The sequence below is a fragment of the Bacilliculturomica massiliensis genome, from assembly GCF_900605495.1.
Lineage (GTDB): Bacteria > Bacillota > Clostridia > Peptostreptococcales > Anaerovoracaceae > Bacilliculturomica > Bacilliculturomica massiliensis.
This window is the reverse complement of record NZ_LR027603.1, coordinates 307,153-325,257: the sequence shown is the minus strand read 5'-3', so window position 1 is coordinate 325,257 and position 18,105 is coordinate 307,153. Positions and strand designations below refer to the sequence as shown.

Here is an 18,105-nt window from a genome sequence, read left to right as displayed (position 1 = left end):
TATCCAAGATGTCCGCCTTTTGCGTTGTTCCCTGTTTTCCTACCACGCGGCGACAACGCCGTCGGTCCTCGGTTCGCTTCCTCCCACCAGCACTCCGTTTTCCGTTCGCCAGATGATCTGTCCGCGGCCGAAGTCCGTAAAATCCGTGGGGATCGTCACCTGGTGACCTCTGCGGATCAGTCCCTCGACGATTGCAGGCGAGACCTCCCGTTCGATGGCCACGCGCCTTCCCTCCGTCCACTGCCAGCGGGGAGCAGAAAGAGCCTCCTGCGGATCCATGTGGAAATCCACCGCGTTCATCACCATTTGCACATGCCCCTGGGGCTGCATAAATCCGCCCATCACGCCAAAGGGGCCTACCGCCTTCCCATCCCTGGTCATGAAGCCTGGAATGATGGTGTGATACGGCCTTTTTCCCGGTGCCAGGCAGTTGGGATGACCCTCCTTAAGTGAAAAATTACATCCCCGGTTGTGCAGCGCGATGCCTGTACCTGGCACCACAAGACCCGATCCAAAGCCCATATAATTGCTCTGGATATAGGAAACCATGTTTCCATCCCCGTCCGCCGTACATAAATATACGGTGCCGCCCTGCTCGGGTTTTCCCGGACAGGGTTCCGCCGCCCTGTCTGAAATCAGCGATCTGCGCTGATCAGCATATGTTTCCGAGAGCATGGCCGCTACGTCAGCTTCCATATAACCGGGATCGGCGATGTGCGCCAGTCCGTCAGCAAAAGCCGACTTCAGGGCCTCGATCTGATAATGATATGTATCCTCCCGTTCTCTGCCCGTAAAATCATATCCGTTCAGAATATTCAGGGCCATCAGCGCCACCATCCCATGGCCGTTGGGCGGCAGCTCCCAGACGTCGTAGCCCCTGTAATTTACAGAGATCGGATCCGTCCACTGAGGTTGATATTGGGCCAGATCTTCTTTTCTGATAAAACCTCCGGCGGCTCTGGAAAAGCTGTCGATCTCTTCCGCCAGCCCGCCCCGATAAAAGTCCTCCCCGCCGCTCTCCGCGATCCTGCGAAGCGTTCTTCCGTGGTCTGCGCTGCTCCACACTTCTCCCGCCCGGGGCGCTCTTCCTTCCGGCGCGAATGTCTCAAACCAATGGCGGAAAAAATCATCCTTCATATGCTCGCAGCTTTCCCCAAAGGCCCTGTCCCACAGCCGCGAAACGACAGGTGAAACAGGAAAGCCCTCCTCTGCGTATCCGATGGCCGGCTTCAATAATTCTTCAAAAGGCAGTCTCCCGAACCGCTTTGACAACGCCGCCCAGGCCGAAGGCGCGCCCGGCACGGTAACGGGGATCCAGCCATACTGCGGAACATTGGAATATCCCATGGCGCGCAGGGCTTCCGCGTCTATTCCCGCCGGCGCCGGCCCGCTGGCGTTTAAACCGTGAAGCCGCTCCTTCATCCATACCAGCGCAAAAGCGTCGCCGCCGATCCCGTTGCTGGTGGGCTCCACCACCGTCAGACACGCTGCGGCAGCCACCGCCGCGTCCACGGCATTCCCGCCGCGTTTCAAGATATCCAGTCCCGCCTGGGCCGCCAGCGGCTGGGACGTGCACACCATCCCTTTTTTGCCGAACACAGCGCTACGTCTCGTGGGATATTCTGAATATAACGAATCAAATCTCATGCGTTCACTCCTATTTTTGTTACTTTATTGTCATTTCGTGTTGTCCAGATTATCATAATAACTGATCTGTCACTTAGCCTTACACTGTTACGCATTTACTTATCTTTCACATACACATGTGGACGCTCCACATAGTCTTTAACCTTGAACTCACCAATGTGGTCATACCTTCCAGCGGAAGCTTGAAATGTATTACTAAAAATCGCTCGTATTAAAACCCAAATAACATATTGGATCAGCTTCATATCTATTCATAAGCTTTAATACTTTGTCAATGCAAATAAGAAACTCTTCTATATCAATATATTTATTTTTGAATGATTTTTTATAATAGTTAGGTTTACAATTATAAATGCAATTTCCTTCAATGTGTACCGAATATTCAGTATCCTCTGCTCTTTTATAATTAGAAGTTAGTAATTTTCCTCTCGTCACATCCATTGAATCGGGTAAATCATCATATTGCATTCTATAGCCTAAATATCCATCTTCTAAACTTAATATTCCATTATGCCAATATTTTTGTGGTATATCATTATAAATATTACTCATATCTATATTTTCTATTGAAAAATTTAGTTTCTTACAAACAAGATATGTCCCTAACAGATCCATTTCCCCAGCAAATACTTTTTGGGAATACGGCCTTCCTATTCGTTCATCGGTTAACATCTTATTCTGTGCTAATTTTATAAGAGCGTTTTTAAAATCAGACATAGAGAGATCTGATTTGACTTCTATAATAGCATTTACCTCTTCTATCGGAAAAAATTTAACAAAGCTATCGTTTATTACAGGACTAGCGTTAGTGTTATAGACTAATATATCGCACTGTGTACTTATTTTATCATTTGAAGTTATGATAAAACCTTCTGCTATTGAAAAACTTCGATTCAACACTAACCTTAACAGTTCTTTTAATGTTTCTTCTCTATATTTACCAAACTCGCCAGGATGTATAAGATTTCTATTATTTTTAAAAATAGTATCCGCATCTATTCCGAATGTATTGTAAAAGTTATCAATCCTTCTCTTAATTATTGTACTATAAATTACATTTGCCATTTTCATACACTCATTTAAATTTTAATCCATATACCTATTTATCTAATTTTTTACTTCTACTCTATAAAACAGTCTATTCCTTCTTCATTTTCAAATACACTTCGGCAGTTGCCCCTAAACGTGCTCTGGCAAATCTACCAATACCCTTAGAACCCGCTAGTATTCTTCTTGAATCTTTACCTTCTTCAATAATATATTGTAGCTTTTCCATCTGGAGACGCTACCTATATCATAACATTACAGTGTATTGAAGGTGTAAAGAATAGCAGCTATTATTTTGCACTACGATCTGTTTTATATCACTTACACTCATTTTCATTTATATCTCAATACAGTCATTTTTCGTCTGCTAACCTTGAATCTTTCCATATCATAAATATCTTTCTTCATCTGTGAAAGGGTTAAAACCGACAATTTTTTGCCCTGTTTTTCGCTCGACTCGCGCCCAAAACCACTATATCTTCTGGTTCAAGTCTCTATTTTTTCTCAAAACCACAATGCCGCATCATTATCACCGTCTCCACATGTCCCGTCGGTAAACTCCAGATCGTTTCGCGTGGAGACGACGGTGCCCGGCAGATCGCCGATGCCGTCCTTGCTGTCTGCCATGCTTGCCGTACTGTTGAAGCCCGCCACCCTGCCGTACAGATGGATCTCTTCATCCCCTTCCACGTTTCCGCTCTTATCTGTCTTCACCCGGTAGACCAGAATGCCGTCCCCGTGCTCCGCCGCCGCTCCGTCTGTAACGCCTCTGCGGTACTCGATGGCAAAGTACTCGTTGCTGCGGCTGGTGGGGATCTTGTAGCCGTTGATCCCGTTGGCCGGATTCGGTTCGTTTACATCGTAGAGGGTGTACGTCCCGCTTTTCGTGATCTCCCCGAAGGTGCCCGTATTGAAATAGCGGATCCGCTGAGCCAGGAAGGTACTGCCGTATTCGCTGTGGTCCGACTGAATGTCCCAGTCTCCCACCGGCAGATAGGAGCTTCCCACCAGCCAGCTGTACCACTGGTCATTGCTGTACAGGTCCGGCAGCCCCAGGGTGTGCATGAATTCATGCACCATGGCGGATTTGTCGAACGCGGCCCCTATGACGTTAATGTTCGCTTTGGAATAGATGAAGTTGCGCACATAGCTGTCGGCCCGCTTTCCGCGAATCCGCACATTCTTGTTCCACATGGACCACTGGTGGGCCTGAGAGCCGTCTCCAGAGCTCATGTAGTAGAAAAAGGCGTTGGACTTTGTCGGACCCCACAGGAACATACAGTTGTCGATACGCCCGTTGTTGTCGTAGTCCAGAATAGCGTCCTCGGGTATGCTGGCCTCCACCGCCTGCAGCGCCTTGGCCTGCACATCCTTAAACCAGATGTTATCGCTGAAGTCCGCGTCGCCGGCCTTCGTGTCGCATTCATAGGACACCATTTTTGTATTGTCCGACGAGGCCGAGGTATAGATGGGCTTGGCTAATATACCGTTGTAGCTCACCTTCTGCACGAACTGGTTCAGAGACGGGTCCTCCGCGTAATCCCCCGCGTTCTGGGCGTTGTACCACTCGTTTAAGTTGATCTGGCTTCCGTCCAGCAGCGTCACCACCGGATTGGCGGTCGTGCCGGAGACGAACTCCTTCTCCCCCTTGAACCGGATGAACACCACCAGCTCCGCTCTCTTGCGCAGCGCCGAGCTCTCCGTGGTCCCGTAGGCCGCGCTGTCCCAGGCTGCCGGGAACATCTGCGGCGCTGCGGTCAACAGCAGGCAGGCGCAGAGGAGCAGGGCCAGTCTTCGTTTCATTCGCATGGCGATCGTTGTTCTTTGCTTCATGTGTTTCTCCTCTCCCTACTGCTTTTCATAGACATTTGTCGTATCGATCCACTGGTTAAACTGAAACGTCTTCGACGCTCCATAGGGCGAGCCGTTCAGCATGGGCTGCACCTTGATCCAGCTCAGGTGCCAGTCCGCTCCCGCCCATTTCATATCCGAACGGATCCGGATCTTCTGCAGCGTTCCGATGGCGTTGTTGAAGGTGATCGTCACCTGATCCGTGTCTCCCCGCTCAAAGGCGTTTCCGCTGATCAGCTCGTTGAATTCCCGCTCGTTGGTGATTCCCTTGTCCCCCACCAGCTGCACGTAGATGTTGGAATCCGTTCCCGCAAGGAACTTGTCCGTGGTCTTGATGGTGAACTGATACTGGGTAATGGCGCTGGCGTCCACCGAGAAGGTGTGCCAGTTCTTGTCCGTGATCCATTCCTTCATCACGAAGGTCGTTCCCCCGCTCTGCACCTGATTCTGGAAGATCGGATCCACCTGAATGCTTTCCACCAGCCAGTCCGGCCCCACTCCGCTCATATCCGAGCGCAGCTGCAGCTGCCTGATCGTTCCGATGTTCTTATCGAATTTGGCGGTCACCGTGTGGGTCGTCCCCTTCTCGAAGGCGTTTCCGCTGTACAGACCCGTCAGCTCCCTCTCCTCCGTGGTTCCGCTGCTTCCGATGAGCTTCACATAGATATCCGCGTCCGTTCCTGCAAAGGTGTCCGAGTTGGAGGTCTTCACCGTCAGACGGTATTCCCTGCTCTCCGACGCATCCCTGGGTTCTCCGGCGTAGGTCCTCCACTGGGTGTCGTTGATCCACTCGTCGGCGATGAATTCGGTCCCCGGCATCACCTCGCCGTTGACGATGGGTTCCGCCTTGATCTTCGAGAGCTTCCAGTCCGCTCCCACCCAGCTCATATCCGAACGCACCATGATCTTCTGCATCGTTCCGATGTTCTTGTCGAAGTTGACGATGACCTCATGGGTCGTATCTCTCTCGAAGGCGTTGCCAGCATAGAGCTCGCTGATCTCCCGCTCCGCCGTCTCTCCGTTGGTTCCGATCAGCTTCACGTAGATATCAGAGTCCGTTCCCGCTCCCAGATCGCTTCCCGTGGTCACCGTCAGCTTGTACTGGGTGCTGTTTCTGGGCACTGTGGTGAAGATCCGCGTGTTCTTGTCCGCGATCCACTCCCCGATCTGGAAGGTGGTCTCCTGGCTTCCTCCCTTCTGCTTCACTTTGATCCAGTCGGGATACCAGTCCGCACCCGCCCATCTCATGTCGGAGCGCACCTGGATCTCCTTCACCTTGCCCACGTCGCAGTTGAACAGCACGTCGGCCTGATCCGTCTTTCCCTTTTCAAAGGCGTTTCCGGAGAAGCTGGGATTGATCTTTACCTCGTCCGTCGTTCCGTAGTCGCCGATCAGGCGCACGTAGATGTTGGAGTCCGTCCCCGCCAGCGCCACGTTTCCGGTCTTCACCGTCATGGTGTATTCGCTGCCCAGGCTGATGGTGCTCTCGTAGGAGTTCAGCGCCCACTGGTGTACCTGGAAGGACGCCTCGTTTGTGACCGCTCCTTTGGCGTCCTGCTGCCCCACGGTGATGCTGGTGATGTACCAGTCCGCCGTGCTGGCGCTTCCCGCCGCCCTGTACTGGATCCGTTCCACCGCTCCCACGTCTCTGGTGGCGATGGCGTAGGCGGTCTCACTTCCCGCCGCCGGCTTTTCGCCTTTTTCTCCGAAGGGGTTAATGGTGAACCAGTCGCCCTCTCCCTTGCTTCCGATCAGCTTCAGCTTCAGATCAAAGGCTTCTTTTGTATACCTGTCGGTGGCCCGGGCTCCGAAGAGCTCGGCTCCCGTTTTCACGATAATTCGGTAATTGGGGGTCTGAAGCTGAGGCGCCTCGCCCACTCCCGTCATGGTGTACGGATCGGCGCTGGTCCCGCTTCCCCCAAGCAGCATCCGCGCTGCGTTGACGCAGATCATGGGCCGCACCCCCGCGTCGGACCAGCGGGAGCCCTGGGTGTTGGTTTTCAGCGTCTCATAGCCGCTGCCGTCCGCCAGGGCCAGCATGCCTTTGGAGTTGTCTCCGCTGACTCTGGTGCGGATCCAGTAGTTCTGGCTGCACTTTTTGACGTCCGCTCCCACCGCGGCCGCGGCGGCCTCCAGCTCTGTCTTCGAGGGCACGCCCACCGTGTAGCGGCCTGTCTCCGTGGGACTTGCGCCGCCGTCCACATAGGTGTTCCACTGACCGTTGATCAGCACCTGCTGTTCCTGCTCGCCAAACCGCTTCAGGAACTCGCCGTTGAGATATGCGCACACCCGGGAGGTGTCCCAGATGTTGTTGGTATCTGCGTACAGCATGGCCGCCGGACAGTTTTCCGCCAGCAGCATGGTCTCATTCTGGCTGGAGGCGTCGATCACTCTCCAGATCATGCCCCCCAGTCTGAGATACTCCCCGTTCTGCAGCCTGGCTTCCGCGGAGGAAGCCCCGGACGTGCTGTTGACGCTGCTATTGGAATTGGCGTTTCCTGCCCCGGCGCTGCTGTACAGCTGCCGCAGCTGCTCCTGAGTCAGGGCGCGGTCATATAGGGCCACCTCATCCACCTGCATGTCGGAGAACCGTTCCATGTTACTGCCGTTTCTCCACGCCCCAAGGCTGAAACCGCCATCCAGATTCAAAGTCTGCACGGCTGATAAATCGATGGTTTTGACAAGTTCTCCATTTTTGTATGCCAGCAGCTTCTTTGCGTTTTTGTCATAGGTAAAGGCGTAGTGGACCCACTGGTTCAGGTCTTCGCTGCTGGCCGGCATGGCGGATTCCGCCGCCGGAGACGCCCCGTTCAGGTCCCAGTTCAGTCCCTTTCCCGAGCGATGGATGTGGACCAGTCTCTGCGTCCAGCCGTTGCAGGAAAACAGAGACCTCAAGCTTCCACCGGCAGGATAGGACCGTTCCTTCACCCACATGGCGATGGTGGCCTGTTCCAGACCGTCGGGGCCTTTTCCAGACACGTAGGCGCTGGTTCCGTTCAGATCCAGCACCTGTCCCCGCTGCCCGTCCTGTGTCAGCGTTCCGTTTACGATGGTCCCCGCCCGTCCGTTTCCGCTGGCGTCTGGCACCGTACCGTTTGACGCCTGGTCAAAATTCCAGTCCAGCACCGGGACCGGCATGGTTTCCGCGCCATAGACCGCTGTCCCCGCTTCTGCCTGCGAGAACAGCCCTGCCGGCGCCGCGGAACCGAAAACCAGAACCAGCGCCAGACAGATCGGAAGCAGTCGCCTTTTCCAACTGCCTGCTTCTTTCCCTTTCATGTGTTCACTCCTTTTCACTCACCCTGTGCCCCGCCGTATTCCCGTTCCGTCTCTGCCTGTCCGGGCGATACCATGTCGCTCCGGTCAGGTTGAACGAACCGCGCCGGTACACCTGTCGGCCTTTCTTCCGGCCGATCTCTCTTTTATACTGCGGTTTCTATCTTGATATCCGGCGGAAAATGTGGGTTTTCCGCTGATGGTAACGCGTTGCTTTGCATGGACGGCCCGCTTTTGGGGCATACTGATTCTATGCGTTTCCTTTCTTATCGTTAAATATAGGATTTAACGAGATCGTCCTCGGAATCCTTGTTTTCCAACGTTCCTTTCTCCTTTGACCAGAAAATCTGACGGCGTATTGAAGAGATCTGCGGAGCTGCGCAGAGAAAGTTCAGGCGGTTGACACAGGCTTTTTTATGCTCTGCAAAAGAGTGTACATAGATCTGCATGGTGATGCTCCCGCTGCTGTGGCCCAGATATTCGCTGAGACTCTGCACGTCCATGTTGTTCTCGATGCACCGGGTGGCGAAAGTGTGCCGCAGGCAGTGGAAATTGGCGTCCTGGATCCTGGCCTTTTCCAACAGTTTTTTGAAGTGGTATTGATAGGTGCGGGGTTCGATCAGTTTTCCCCTGTGGACAAAGACAGGCTCTGTTTCCCCTTTCCTGCATCGGGGCAGCTGCTCATAATATCGCTTCAGGATCAGCATCAATTCACTCTTGATGGGAATTGTACGCTGGGATTTCTTGCTTTTCGGCGGTCCCACGTGTAGCCCCCGGGAACCGGACCCGCTCCCGCAGGGATTCAGTCTCTGGACTGTCCTCCTTACATTGATCCGCCCTGTGTGGAAGTCCACGTCCCGCCACTGCAGGCCGGACAGCTCCCCCACGCGAAGACCTGTGTACAGCGCAAAGAAAATTCCCATGTACAGCCCGCTGCATGGATCTGTCTCAAAGCCTTCGCACAGCTGTTCCTCCAGACTGCGCTGCTCGTCCACGGACAGTACGCGGGCCTCCCGTTTCCCCGCCCTGTGGGACTTGGCCGTTCTGCGGCGGGGCGGCTCGGCGATGTAGCCTTCTTCCGCAGCGTAACGAAGCATATGAAAGCAGATCAGCATGATCGTCTCCACTACCGACGCCGACAGCCCGCCTCTGCCGTCCAGCCTGCCGCTGCGCAGTTTCTCCGCACGAAATTCATCCAGCATGCCCATGGTCAGCCGGCGCAGCGGCACGCCGCCAAGAATGGGATCGATATGCTTTTCGATGTGTCTGCGATACTGCTCCAGCGTGGAAACTCTCATATCCGGGTCGGAAGCCCGCCAGCGCAGCCATCTGACAAAGCATTCCTCCACTGTGATTGTGCTTTGCCGCCCTTCTGCCTTCCTTCCGCGGACTGCAGCCACGGCCCGCCGTTCCCTGGCTTCCCGGTAGGTGGCGGCGTAAACGGACGCATACCGCGCCTTGCCTGTGATCTCGTCGTATCCGCTGATATAGCGGGCCTCCCAGCGCCCGTCGCTCCGATGATAGATGTTTTCACCTTTTCTTGACATATTTTTGACCTCCTTTTATTTCCTCTTTAAGGTATGGCAATCAGTGTACCATGGCGCTCTGAGAACTCCTAAAGAAGCGCCCGGCGTCTGACGGCAATTTTGACGGCGAATAAGCAAAAATAGGCTGTACAATATTTCCATAAATATTAAATTTAAATAATTTAACTGATTTTTTCTGATATCAGTCTACAAAATTCGACCGGTTTCTATTTACAAAAGTGGTTTTTGTGACTATAATGTGACTAGGATCACAGAAAAAACACAAAAATTATTCTCGTTAAATCCTATATTTAACGAGATTTTTTATCTGTTTTAGAGTTTTTTTAGAAATTAATTCGTTTTAGACAATTATAAAACCCGCCCCCCTTTCCTGGGAAGGGGGGCGGGCTGAACGGGAAGATATTGGCCTGAACAGGATAGTCTGCAGGCCGCCAATTCATATTATATATTACGATCAACTCTCTACGATCTGCCTTATATCAGGTTCTTCTTCCAAATAAACATCATATTCTGCTCCACAGATACGCTTCCTTAAACTGATTATACATAGTCTTGCCAATGGGAATGATCCTGCCGTCTTTCAGCAGTATTTCATAGCGCTTGAATCTCTTGATATGTGCAGTATTGACGCAGAAACTCTTGTGGCATCGCAGGAAGCGGGTATCGGGCAGAAGCCGGCTCCACTCCGTGAGTCCGCCTGAAACAGAAATACTGTCTTCCGCCGTATGCACGGTGACCCTGTTATGCAAGACTTCCAGATAAACGATATCCATCCATCGTATCTGTCTTGTTTCCGAGTTAAAGCGCAGTTTAATGAATTGGTTCTCAAAATGCTTCTCATAATGGTACCGTATCGCCTCCGCCAGCTTTTCTCTGCGCGGCGGCTTCATTACATAGCGCAGAGCCTGTACCTCGTAACCCTCCAGCGCGTAATCCCCGCAGGAGGTCAGAAAGATGATATCTGTGCCGATTCCTTCCGCGCGCATCTTCTTTGCCAGCGCGACTCCATTATTCTCCACACTGGCTCCCTGACCGTTTCTTTCCTGCTCCAGAATAATATCGAGGATCAGCAGCGAATACTGTTGCGGATCCTTTCTCAGGGAGCTCAGCAGCGCGTCACCCGTCAGAAAAACGTCCACGTTTCCTTCTTCTATATGCAGATCATTTAAAATCCCTGCGACCATTTCGCTTATTTCCCCGCCCCAATGTTCTTCGTCGTCGCACACCGCGATCTGATACATGGCTCGCTCACCCCCTTCGTCGCTCTAGAATTACCAAACATTTCCGCGTTGTTCCCTTTGCCTTCCTATGATACCCTTTTATCGAAAGGAGTACATAAACGATGCGTTTCATTTTTTTTGCAAAAAATTCCATGGCTGTACCGTATTTTTCTTTCCTTCTTTCTCTGATTTTGTGTCTCACTCCCACCTTGTCCATTGCTGCTCAATATCCTGCCATGACCGGTGAAACCGGCGAAGACAGCGGTATGCTGGATGACGATGCGGAATCGGAGCAGACAGATCTGGTCTATAGTTTTTCGGAACTGACCGCTTGGCTGTCCTCTCATCCAGAAGGCGGTTCTGTTCAGGCGGCCTCCGACCTTGTCTGCGATAAGAGTCAGCTCATAACGATCAGAAATCCTGTTTCCATCGACATGAATGGATTTACTTTGTGGATCCCTGACGACCTTGTTCTGATCTTCACCGGAGACTTTACTTTTTTTACAGAAGGCAGCTCTCAGCCGATCTTTGACGTGGGAATGAATGGAGTTCTCGGACTCAATTATACGTCTGTTATCGCTCGGGGCCCGGGCGCGAGAGCGGTGCTTCTGCGAAACCCGGACGGTTTAAGAACCGGCAACTCCTCAATATCCGCCATCGGTGCGGACTCCGTGGCTCTGGAGGCTCCGGACGGGATCTCCACATCCATTCTCTGGCTCAGCGCCTCCGGACCGGGCAGCGCGGCCCTTCGCACCTGCGGTCCTGTTTCCCTGTTTTACAGCGACCTGTCAGCCGACGGTTCTGCTATCTGGACTGCAGACGACGCTGTTCCTGTCTTTCTCGATACCTGCCGCGTATCCCCCGCAGTGGATCAGGCTGCCGTTACGACCACTGCGTTTACCGTGACCTATCCTCATATCTCCACCATGTTTGTGCCGATCCCCTTTGATCCGGATATCGACGGGGACCTCTGCCGGATCGTTCTGAATCATGAACTGAAATACGGATCGGATATGATCGAAGTGGAACCGATCTGGAATTCCGTATCTATACCGGATCGCCCGGGCTTCCACACCCTTACCATCCCTTATACGCACTGGCTGCCGCAGGTGCCCCTGACGGGGGGACGGCCTCTGGAGGCGCCCGCATGGTTATATCCCAGGGATTCGCCTGTTCTCACCCATGCCAACCCGCTTCCCACTCAGGCCAGGATCACGCTGAAAGGCAGGAATATCTCACCGAAGGAGAAGTACCGGCTCTGGTGCAGCGCCGGAGAGGGCGATACCTGGCAAGAATGGAAGGAGTGGACCGAACCGGTGGATTATGCTGGAAATCAGCTGGCTGTGGAGAAAAAATTCATCCTGTCTGAAAAGATACGCTTTCAGCTGGAAAGGGAGGACGGCGTCAACTCCAATATTCTGGAGATCTCTTTTTCAAATGGCAGGGCGGAATCAAAGCCCATAGAGGGCGACCGGGATCTCAGCGACAGAGATCCTCAGCCGCCGGTCTCTTCCCGTCCTGATCATGGAAAAGGGGACGGCGGCGGAAGCTCTGCCTCCGAACCTGCCCCAGTCCCGCTCCCCGACAGCGGTTCCGGATCTGAAACTGAACTGGAACCCAGTCCTGACGCTCCCGGCTTCAGCGATCCTGACAGTCTCAGCGGGCCCCCATTCGGCGACTCCGGCGCTCCGGGCTTTGAAGGGAAACCAGTCCCGGCGATACGGGATCCCGGCACCCTTCCGCCCTTGATTTCGCCTTCCGACGCTTCCGGACCTGCGCACCATGCCCCGCGTATCCCTGAGCAGACCCTGCCGTCCGGCCCTATGGCTTCCTCGCCGTCCGGCGAAAATACCGGATCCCAAAGCCCTTCTCCTGATTCTGGAACCGGATCGTCCGCAGGGGAGTCCAACGCCCCTCTCGGGAAACTTGTATTCATACCCGCAGCCATGGCCGCGGCGGTTTTTCTCCTTCTTACCCTTTTAAGCCGCCTTCATGGAAAGAAGTAAGATGTGTTAAAACTGCACGCTCTGCCGGGATAGGGGGGCCAGGAGCTGTCCTGGCTGCTTCTTCCCCAACGTCCTCATTTATCTGTATTTCTCATTATACAAGGAGGCTACTACTTGAACAATCATAAGCGAATTGCCTGCGCCTTCCTTTTTTTAGTAATCCTTTGTGTCTGCGGCGCTTTGCTTTGTCTAAAGGTAATATACGATAATAAATATACCCTTCCCTCCCTTCCCATCCGAAGCGGTCAGCCCTCCCTAACCGCCGCGGATTTGAACCGGCAGCCCCTGTACTTTCTCATTGACGGCTGGGAGTATTATCAATACAAATTTCTTTCTCCCCAGGAACTGGACGAAGGCGGTATTCAGCCGGACGCCACGGTTTTTATCGGTCAGTACGGCGGTTTTGAGCTTGAAGGAGCCGGTTCTTCTCCCCACGGATGCGGTACGTGGCGTAAGCGGATCCGGATCGATGGGACGGCTGAGTCTCCGAAGCTTTATGCTCTGGACATGACAGAGATCCCTTCGGATTTTTGTCTCTGGATCAACGGAAAACTGATGGTCAGATCCGCCGGTAAGGCTTTCTCCCCAGATCCCGGGGATCTTCGAGATCCCCGGGATCTTCCGGCGTCTTCCCACGGCGGCGCCGATCTGGTCCGGCCGTTCATTGATGCGAAGCGCGGCTCTATTGTGGTATTTCAGGCCGCCGATATGATCGAGATCGTTGTCGCCGCCAGGGACGACACGCATTTTTACAGTGGTTTCACATACCCTCCGGCCCTGGGCGCTCCGCAAGCGGTTATAGGACTGCAGAAGCTGCGGCTCTTCATCGCGGCTTTTCTCTGTGCCGGTGCATTGCTCACATCTCTTCTCTACCTGACTGTGGGACTGCGGGTCGGACTGGGAAAGTCTGCCTGCCTTTACGGGATGCTTTGCCTGTGCTGTATTCTGACCCGGGCCTCCCTGCCTGTTTCACTCCTTCTTGGCCATGCTCTTGAGACCCAGGAGATCGAGCGGATCGGCCTTTATGGCGCTCTCTCGCTGATTCTGATCCTCCAGCAGAGACTATGCGGCCTGCCTTCCGTCATCTGCAGGCTGACCCTCTCCGTGGGCGTCTCCATGTGTCTGTGGAGCTTCCTGTTCCCGCGCTTTTTCATGGGTGACGACCTTTCCTCCATGATCCTGTTCAGCCGCACGTTTACTCTGTACAAATGGGCTGTCTGCGCCGCTCTTTTTCTCGGGCCCCTCTGGGTGCTCAGACCCTGCAGGGCGCTTAAGACCCTATTCCCTTTTTCGCCTCCCCAAACATCTCAGCCCCCCGGGTCTCCTGATCTGCTCTGGCCGAAGCGCAGAAGATTACCAGTGGAGGGATCATATTTCTCTCCCGATTCCTCCGATCGTTTAAACCCCTGGAAAATAACGATCCTGATGAGCGGTTCACTGGTTTTTTGCATGGCTCTGCTGATCGATCGTTCATTCACTATGTACGAACCCATTATACTTACCTGGCCCGCAGAGACAGCCATATACATACAGACCTTCCTCTGCTTCGCGGTTCTCATCTCAGACACCGTGGAAGTGTATCATAACAGCGTACAGGCCATGGAACGGGAGCAGATCGCCCTGTATCTGGCCCGCGTCAGAACAGAACGCTGCGAAGAGCTGACTAATTACAGCAGAGATCTGCGCCGGATCAAACACGAGACAAGAAGCGGCCTGCTGCGCTTTCGCCACCTGTGCCGGACCGGACAGAACGAAAAGCTCATGACAGCCATCGACAAAGAGTTGGACTCCATACCGGAAGGTCGTTTCTTCTGTGCAAACGAGCTGGTCAACTCGATCCTCTCCGCTCAGCTCTTCCGGGCAAATGACTGGGGCGTCGCCGTCGACTTCGACGTTTCCTCACTACCTCCTTCTCTTCCATTTGACGAGGGAGATCTCTGCACCCTGCTGGTCAATCTTCTGGATAACGCCATTGAAGGGGCAGTGAGCGCAGGAGCGGCCGCAGCGGAAAAGAAAGATCCCCATCTGACTTTTTCGATGAGGATCGATGATTCCTATCTTTCTGTTCATTGTGTCAACAGCGCTCCTTCCGTCGGCGAGGATCTGCCCACCACGAAAAAAGACAGATGCGCCCACGGATTCGGCATACCCCTGATCCGGAAGATCACAGACAAGTATGAAGGTCTGTTCAGCGTCCGTTACAACGGGGATCTAAAGCTTTTTGAAGCCCGGATCCTTCTGCCGCTGCAAGGATGACCCCATCGCCATTCCGGCAGTGTGCGGCTGTTATGTCACTGCATATCAGCAGGCCGCCAATCCGGCGTGCTGATCCTTTACAGATGGTACGCGTGGGTTGCGGCGGCGCGGCGTACGGCTGGTCATACGCCTCTCATGCAGCGCGAAATTTATTTGTGGTACGTCTCATTCTTATTGATCTTGAAGGCGCGGTAGATCTGTTCGAGGAGAATGACACGCATCATCTGGTGCGGAAACGTCATGGAAGAGAAGGACAGCCTGAGATCCGCCCGGGCAAGCACCTCCGGCGAAAGTCCCAGAGATCCCCCGATGATAAACGTCACATCGCTTTTTCCCTCTATCCCCAGGGAATCCAGCTTCTCCGCCAGTCCCTCCGAGGAAAGTGCCTTTCCCTTCACATCGAGGGCTATGACATAGCCGCCTGGCTTTATGCGCTTTAAAATATTCTTTCCCTCAGACTCCTTGACCCCCGCCTCCTCCGCTGCAGAAGCGTTGTCCGGCAGTCGTTCTTCTTTTAGTTCGTCTATTACTAATGTACAATATTTATTGAGACGCTTTCCATACTCTGCGATGGCCTCCCGCCAGTATCCTTCCTTTAACTTGCCGATGCACACCACTGTAATATTCATATTTCCCTGCTTTCCCTCTTCTTTTATGAGTCTTCCTTGTCCTCCCTCCCCCATCCTGTGTCATTTCGTATGGAGGAAAGGCGGAAAGATCCATGTCTCTCCACTTTTATCTCAACTAGTATAACATATAATAGCCTTTTCCTCCTAGGATAATCCCAGTCTCGTGTCACGGTTCAGCGGCGGCATCCGGCGGTCTCTGCATTCAGCTTGAAAATCGGACGTCTCTACATTGGCCGGCATCTCAGTGGTCTTTCCGTTCAGCTGGCGGCCGGGCGTTCTATTCGTTCAGGAGGCAGCCCGGCGGTCTCTTCATTCAGCCGGAGACTCGGACGTCTCTGTATTCATCTGGCGGTCCAGCGTCTCTGCATTGGCCGGCGGCCCGATCTCCTGCCCCTCGACCGATCGCGTAGGTGAAAATCGCAAAAAAATCGCGGTTTTGCATAAATAAAGGACTTTTGGCCTGTTTTTCTGTATTAATTTTCCATAAAATGAGCAATACTAAAAATAAATTGTGATTCTCACCTATTTTTCCAACAAATTTAGGTGAGATCTCGATTTTTTCTTCATATTCACCTACGCCCGACACTTCGGCCATCCTATTCCCCCACGCCCGACATTCCGACCATCCCATTCACCCACGCCCGGCGCTACCACCATCCTCCGCAGCCAAAACCGAATCCCTCGCTCCTGCTATTGCCGCCCTCAAAGACTAAAAAAACCGGGGAACTGAACCTCCCCGGCCTTTTTACACTATCTAAATCACTATTAGATCTATTATTAGCGATTAACGATTTAATCCACGATGCACAGCCTCTATTCCGATCTGACCCCACAGTGCCTGCAGGCTGATCACATAGTCTGCGTGGTGCTGGCTGCACGCGATCTCCATTCTATCTGCACACCGCCTGCATTCCTTTTGCGATCTGTTTAAACTCCGATCAGAGCCCCGGCGAATTCCTCTCAGAGCCTGATCGGAGTTTGGAGTTTAACGATTCCGGATTTGTCTACACAGTAGTTCCAGCTTTCAGCGTCACATCCAGCTTCATCTCTTTCTTGTCTCTCAGAATGGTCAGCGTCACTTTTTCGCCGGGACGGTACTGGATCAGCTTGGTGTTCAGTCCGTTCATGGACGATACCTTTTCACCGTTGAGCTCCGTAATGATATCTCCATCCTTGACGCCCGCCGCTTCGGCTCCGCCGCCTGCGGTGACGTTCTGAACGAAGATCCCCTGATCCGTGCCCAGTTTTTCTTTCAGATTTACGCTGGGATATGCGGAGGAGTAATCGCCCAGTCCAAAAGCTTCGATGCCGATGTAGGCTCTGGTGAACTCTCCTTTATCTTTGATCTCCTTAATGATGGGCTTTGCCACATTGATGGGAATTGCAAATCCCATGCCTTCTCCGCTCTGGACTTTGGCGCTGTTGATGCCGATCACTTCGCCCTTGCTGTTCAGCAGCGGTCCGCCGCTGTTTCCGGAATTGATGGAAGCGTCGGTCTGCATCAGTCCGTCCATTGTCACCCTGCTGCTTCCGTCTGTGACTGTGATGGAGCGGTCCAGTCCGCTTATGATCCCCTGGGACATACTTCTCTGGAACTCGAGGCCCAGAGGATTTCCGATGGCCGCCGTGTAGGAACCGATCTTCATGTCGTCGGAATCGCCCAGTTCCGCGGCGGTCAACCCTGTGGCGTCCACTTTTACGATAGCCAAATCCAGCGTCTTATCGTTCCAGAGCACGCTTCCGTCCAGCTCTCTTCCATCGTATAACTGCACCTTGATGGATTTGGTATCCCCGTCGTTTACCACATGGGAGTTGGTGAGGATATAACCGTTGGGATCCACGATGACGCCTGTTCCTACGCCTTCTGTGATCTGGCTCTGTCCTCCCATGCCGAACATCTGCATGAAGGGGTCGCTGATCTCTCTCACCGACTGGGTGCTGATTCCCACCACAGAGGGCATTACTTTAGCCGCGATGGCTTCCGCCGTGTCCACTTTGCTGTCCGGGTTGATGGTGAAGGTCCCTCCGGCGCCGGCGCCGCTGTAGCCGAACATATCCGGAGCCAGCTTGACAGCCGCTATCCCGCCTCCGAAGCCGCAGCCCGCGGCCAGGACGATCACCAGAATGATCGCCACCAGCTGGCCGGCTCCGCCCCTCTTTTTTCTGGGGGGCTGAGACTGATAAACATCCTGCTTGGAATATTGCTGGGAATACTGCTGCCCGCCCTGCGCGTAGTCGCCGCGGTCGCCGCCGGCTCCCGGCTCCCGGTAATATCCGCCGTTTTCTCCTGCCTGAGCGCCGCTGTATCCAGCCGCTTCTCTGGCTTGACCAGCTCCTTCTCTATTCTGCCATGAACCGGTCTCCCGTGGATCGGTCTCCCTTCTCTGCTGTGGATCTCTCCAGGGTTCCTGACCCTGCAGCGCCGGATTAAAGTCCCTAAAGCCCTGCTCCTGGCCTGCCTGCTGTCGATCTATCTGCTGTCGGTCTGCCTGCCCCTGTCCCATCTGCTCTGATGCGGAAGGCTGTGATGTGTAAGGCTGCGCCGGCTGCTGATTCATCCGCTGCCCGCCCGATTGTTCTTCCTGTCCGAATTCTCTCTTTTCTTCATCCATTGTTCTCTCCCCCA

General features: G+C 53.5%; 12 protein-coding genes. 2 read left to right on the top strand and 10 right to left on the bottom strand.

Annotated features, from left to right (window positions below; genetic code table 11):
* Positions 1-39 precede the first annotated feature (39 nt).
* The 7 genes from E0E37_RS11115 to E0E37_RS11090 all read right to left on the bottom strand — a co-directional run bounded on the left by E0E37_RS11115 (position 40) and on the right by E0E37_RS11090 (position 10,609).
* Complete coding sequence (locus E0E37_RS11115; protein ID WP_130863116.1) at positions 40-1,647, bottom strand: gamma-glutamyltransferase family protein; 1,608 nt, start codon at positions 1,645-1,647, stop codon at positions 40-42.
* Between the two features lie 195 nt (positions 1,648-1,842).
* On the bottom strand, positions 1,843-2,712 hold the full coding sequence (locus E0E37_RS11110; RefSeq protein ID WP_130863115.1) for a DUF6602 domain-containing protein: 870 nt from the start codon (positions 2,710-2,712) through the stop codon (positions 1,843-1,845).
* Between the two features lie 73 nt (positions 2,713-2,785).
* A complete protein-coding gene (locus E0E37_RS18565; protein WP_165445322.1) occupies positions 2,786-2,923 on the bottom strand; it encodes a hypothetical protein in 138 nt (45 codons plus the stop codon).
* A gap of 275 nt (positions 2,924-3,198) precedes the next feature.
* Entirely contained in the window at positions 3,199-4,527 is a 1,329-nt protein-coding gene (locus tag E0E37_RS11105; RefSeq protein ID WP_130863114.1) for a metallopeptidase domain-containing protein, read from the bottom strand.
* 15 nt (positions 4,528-4,542) lie between these two features.
* Entirely contained in the window at positions 4,543-7,824 is a 3,282-nt protein-coding gene (locus E0E37_RS11100; protein ID WP_130863113.1) for a PLAT/LH2 domain-containing protein, read from the bottom strand.
* A 269-nt stretch (positions 7,825-8,093) separates the two neighbouring features.
* A complete protein-coding gene (locus E0E37_RS11095) occupies positions 8,094-9,368 on the bottom strand; it encodes a tyrosine-type recombinase/integrase (RefSeq protein ID WP_130863112.1) in 1,275 nt (424 codons plus the stop codon).
* Positions 9,369-9,871: 503 nt separating this feature from the next.
* Positions 9,872-10,609 (bottom strand): LytR/AlgR family response regulator transcription factor, encoded by a 738-nt coding sequence (locus tag E0E37_RS11090; RefSeq protein ID WP_130863111.1) that lies wholly within the window; start codon positions 10,607-10,609, stop codon positions 9,872-9,874.
* Positions 10,610-10,854: 245 nt separating this feature from the next.
* Between E0E37_RS11090 and E0E37_RS11085 the strand changes: the two genes are divergently transcribed.
* Both E0E37_RS11085 and E0E37_RS11080 read left to right on the top strand, forming a co-directional pair.
* Positions 10,855-12,594: a hypothetical protein gene (locus E0E37_RS11085; protein ID WP_130863110.1), complete on the top strand. Its 1,740-nt coding sequence runs from the start codon at positions 10,855-10,857 to the stop codon at positions 12,592-12,594.
* A gap of 114 nt (positions 12,595-12,708) precedes the next feature.
* A complete protein-coding gene (locus E0E37_RS11080) occupies positions 12,709-14,850 on the top strand; it encodes a sensor histidine kinase (RefSeq protein ID WP_130863109.1) in 2,142 nt (713 codons plus the stop codon).
* 149 nt (positions 14,851-14,999) lie between these two features.
* Here the strand turns inward: E0E37_RS11080 and rlmH are convergent, their stop codons facing one another.
* The 3 genes from rlmH to E0E37_RS11065 form a co-directional block, all read right to left on the bottom strand.
* On the bottom strand, positions 15,000-15,479 hold the full coding sequence (gene rlmH / locus E0E37_RS11075; protein ID WP_130863108.1) for a 23S rRNA (pseudouridine(1915)-N(3))-methyltransferase RlmH: 480 nt from the start codon (positions 15,477-15,479) through the stop codon (positions 15,000-15,002).
* A 313-nt stretch (positions 15,480-15,792) separates the two neighbouring features.
* Positions 15,793-16,074 carry a hypothetical protein gene (locus tag E0E37_RS11070; RefSeq protein WP_130863107.1) on the bottom strand — a complete coding sequence of 94 codons (282 nt, stop codon included), beginning with the start codon at positions 16,072-16,074 and terminating at the stop codon, positions 15,793-15,795.
* A gap of 409 nt (positions 16,075-16,483) precedes the next feature.
* Complete coding sequence (locus E0E37_RS11065; protein WP_130863106.1) at positions 16,484-18,091, bottom strand: S1C family serine protease; 1,608 nt, start codon at positions 18,089-18,091, stop codon at positions 16,484-16,486.
* Positions 18,092-18,105 lie beyond the last annotated feature (14 nt).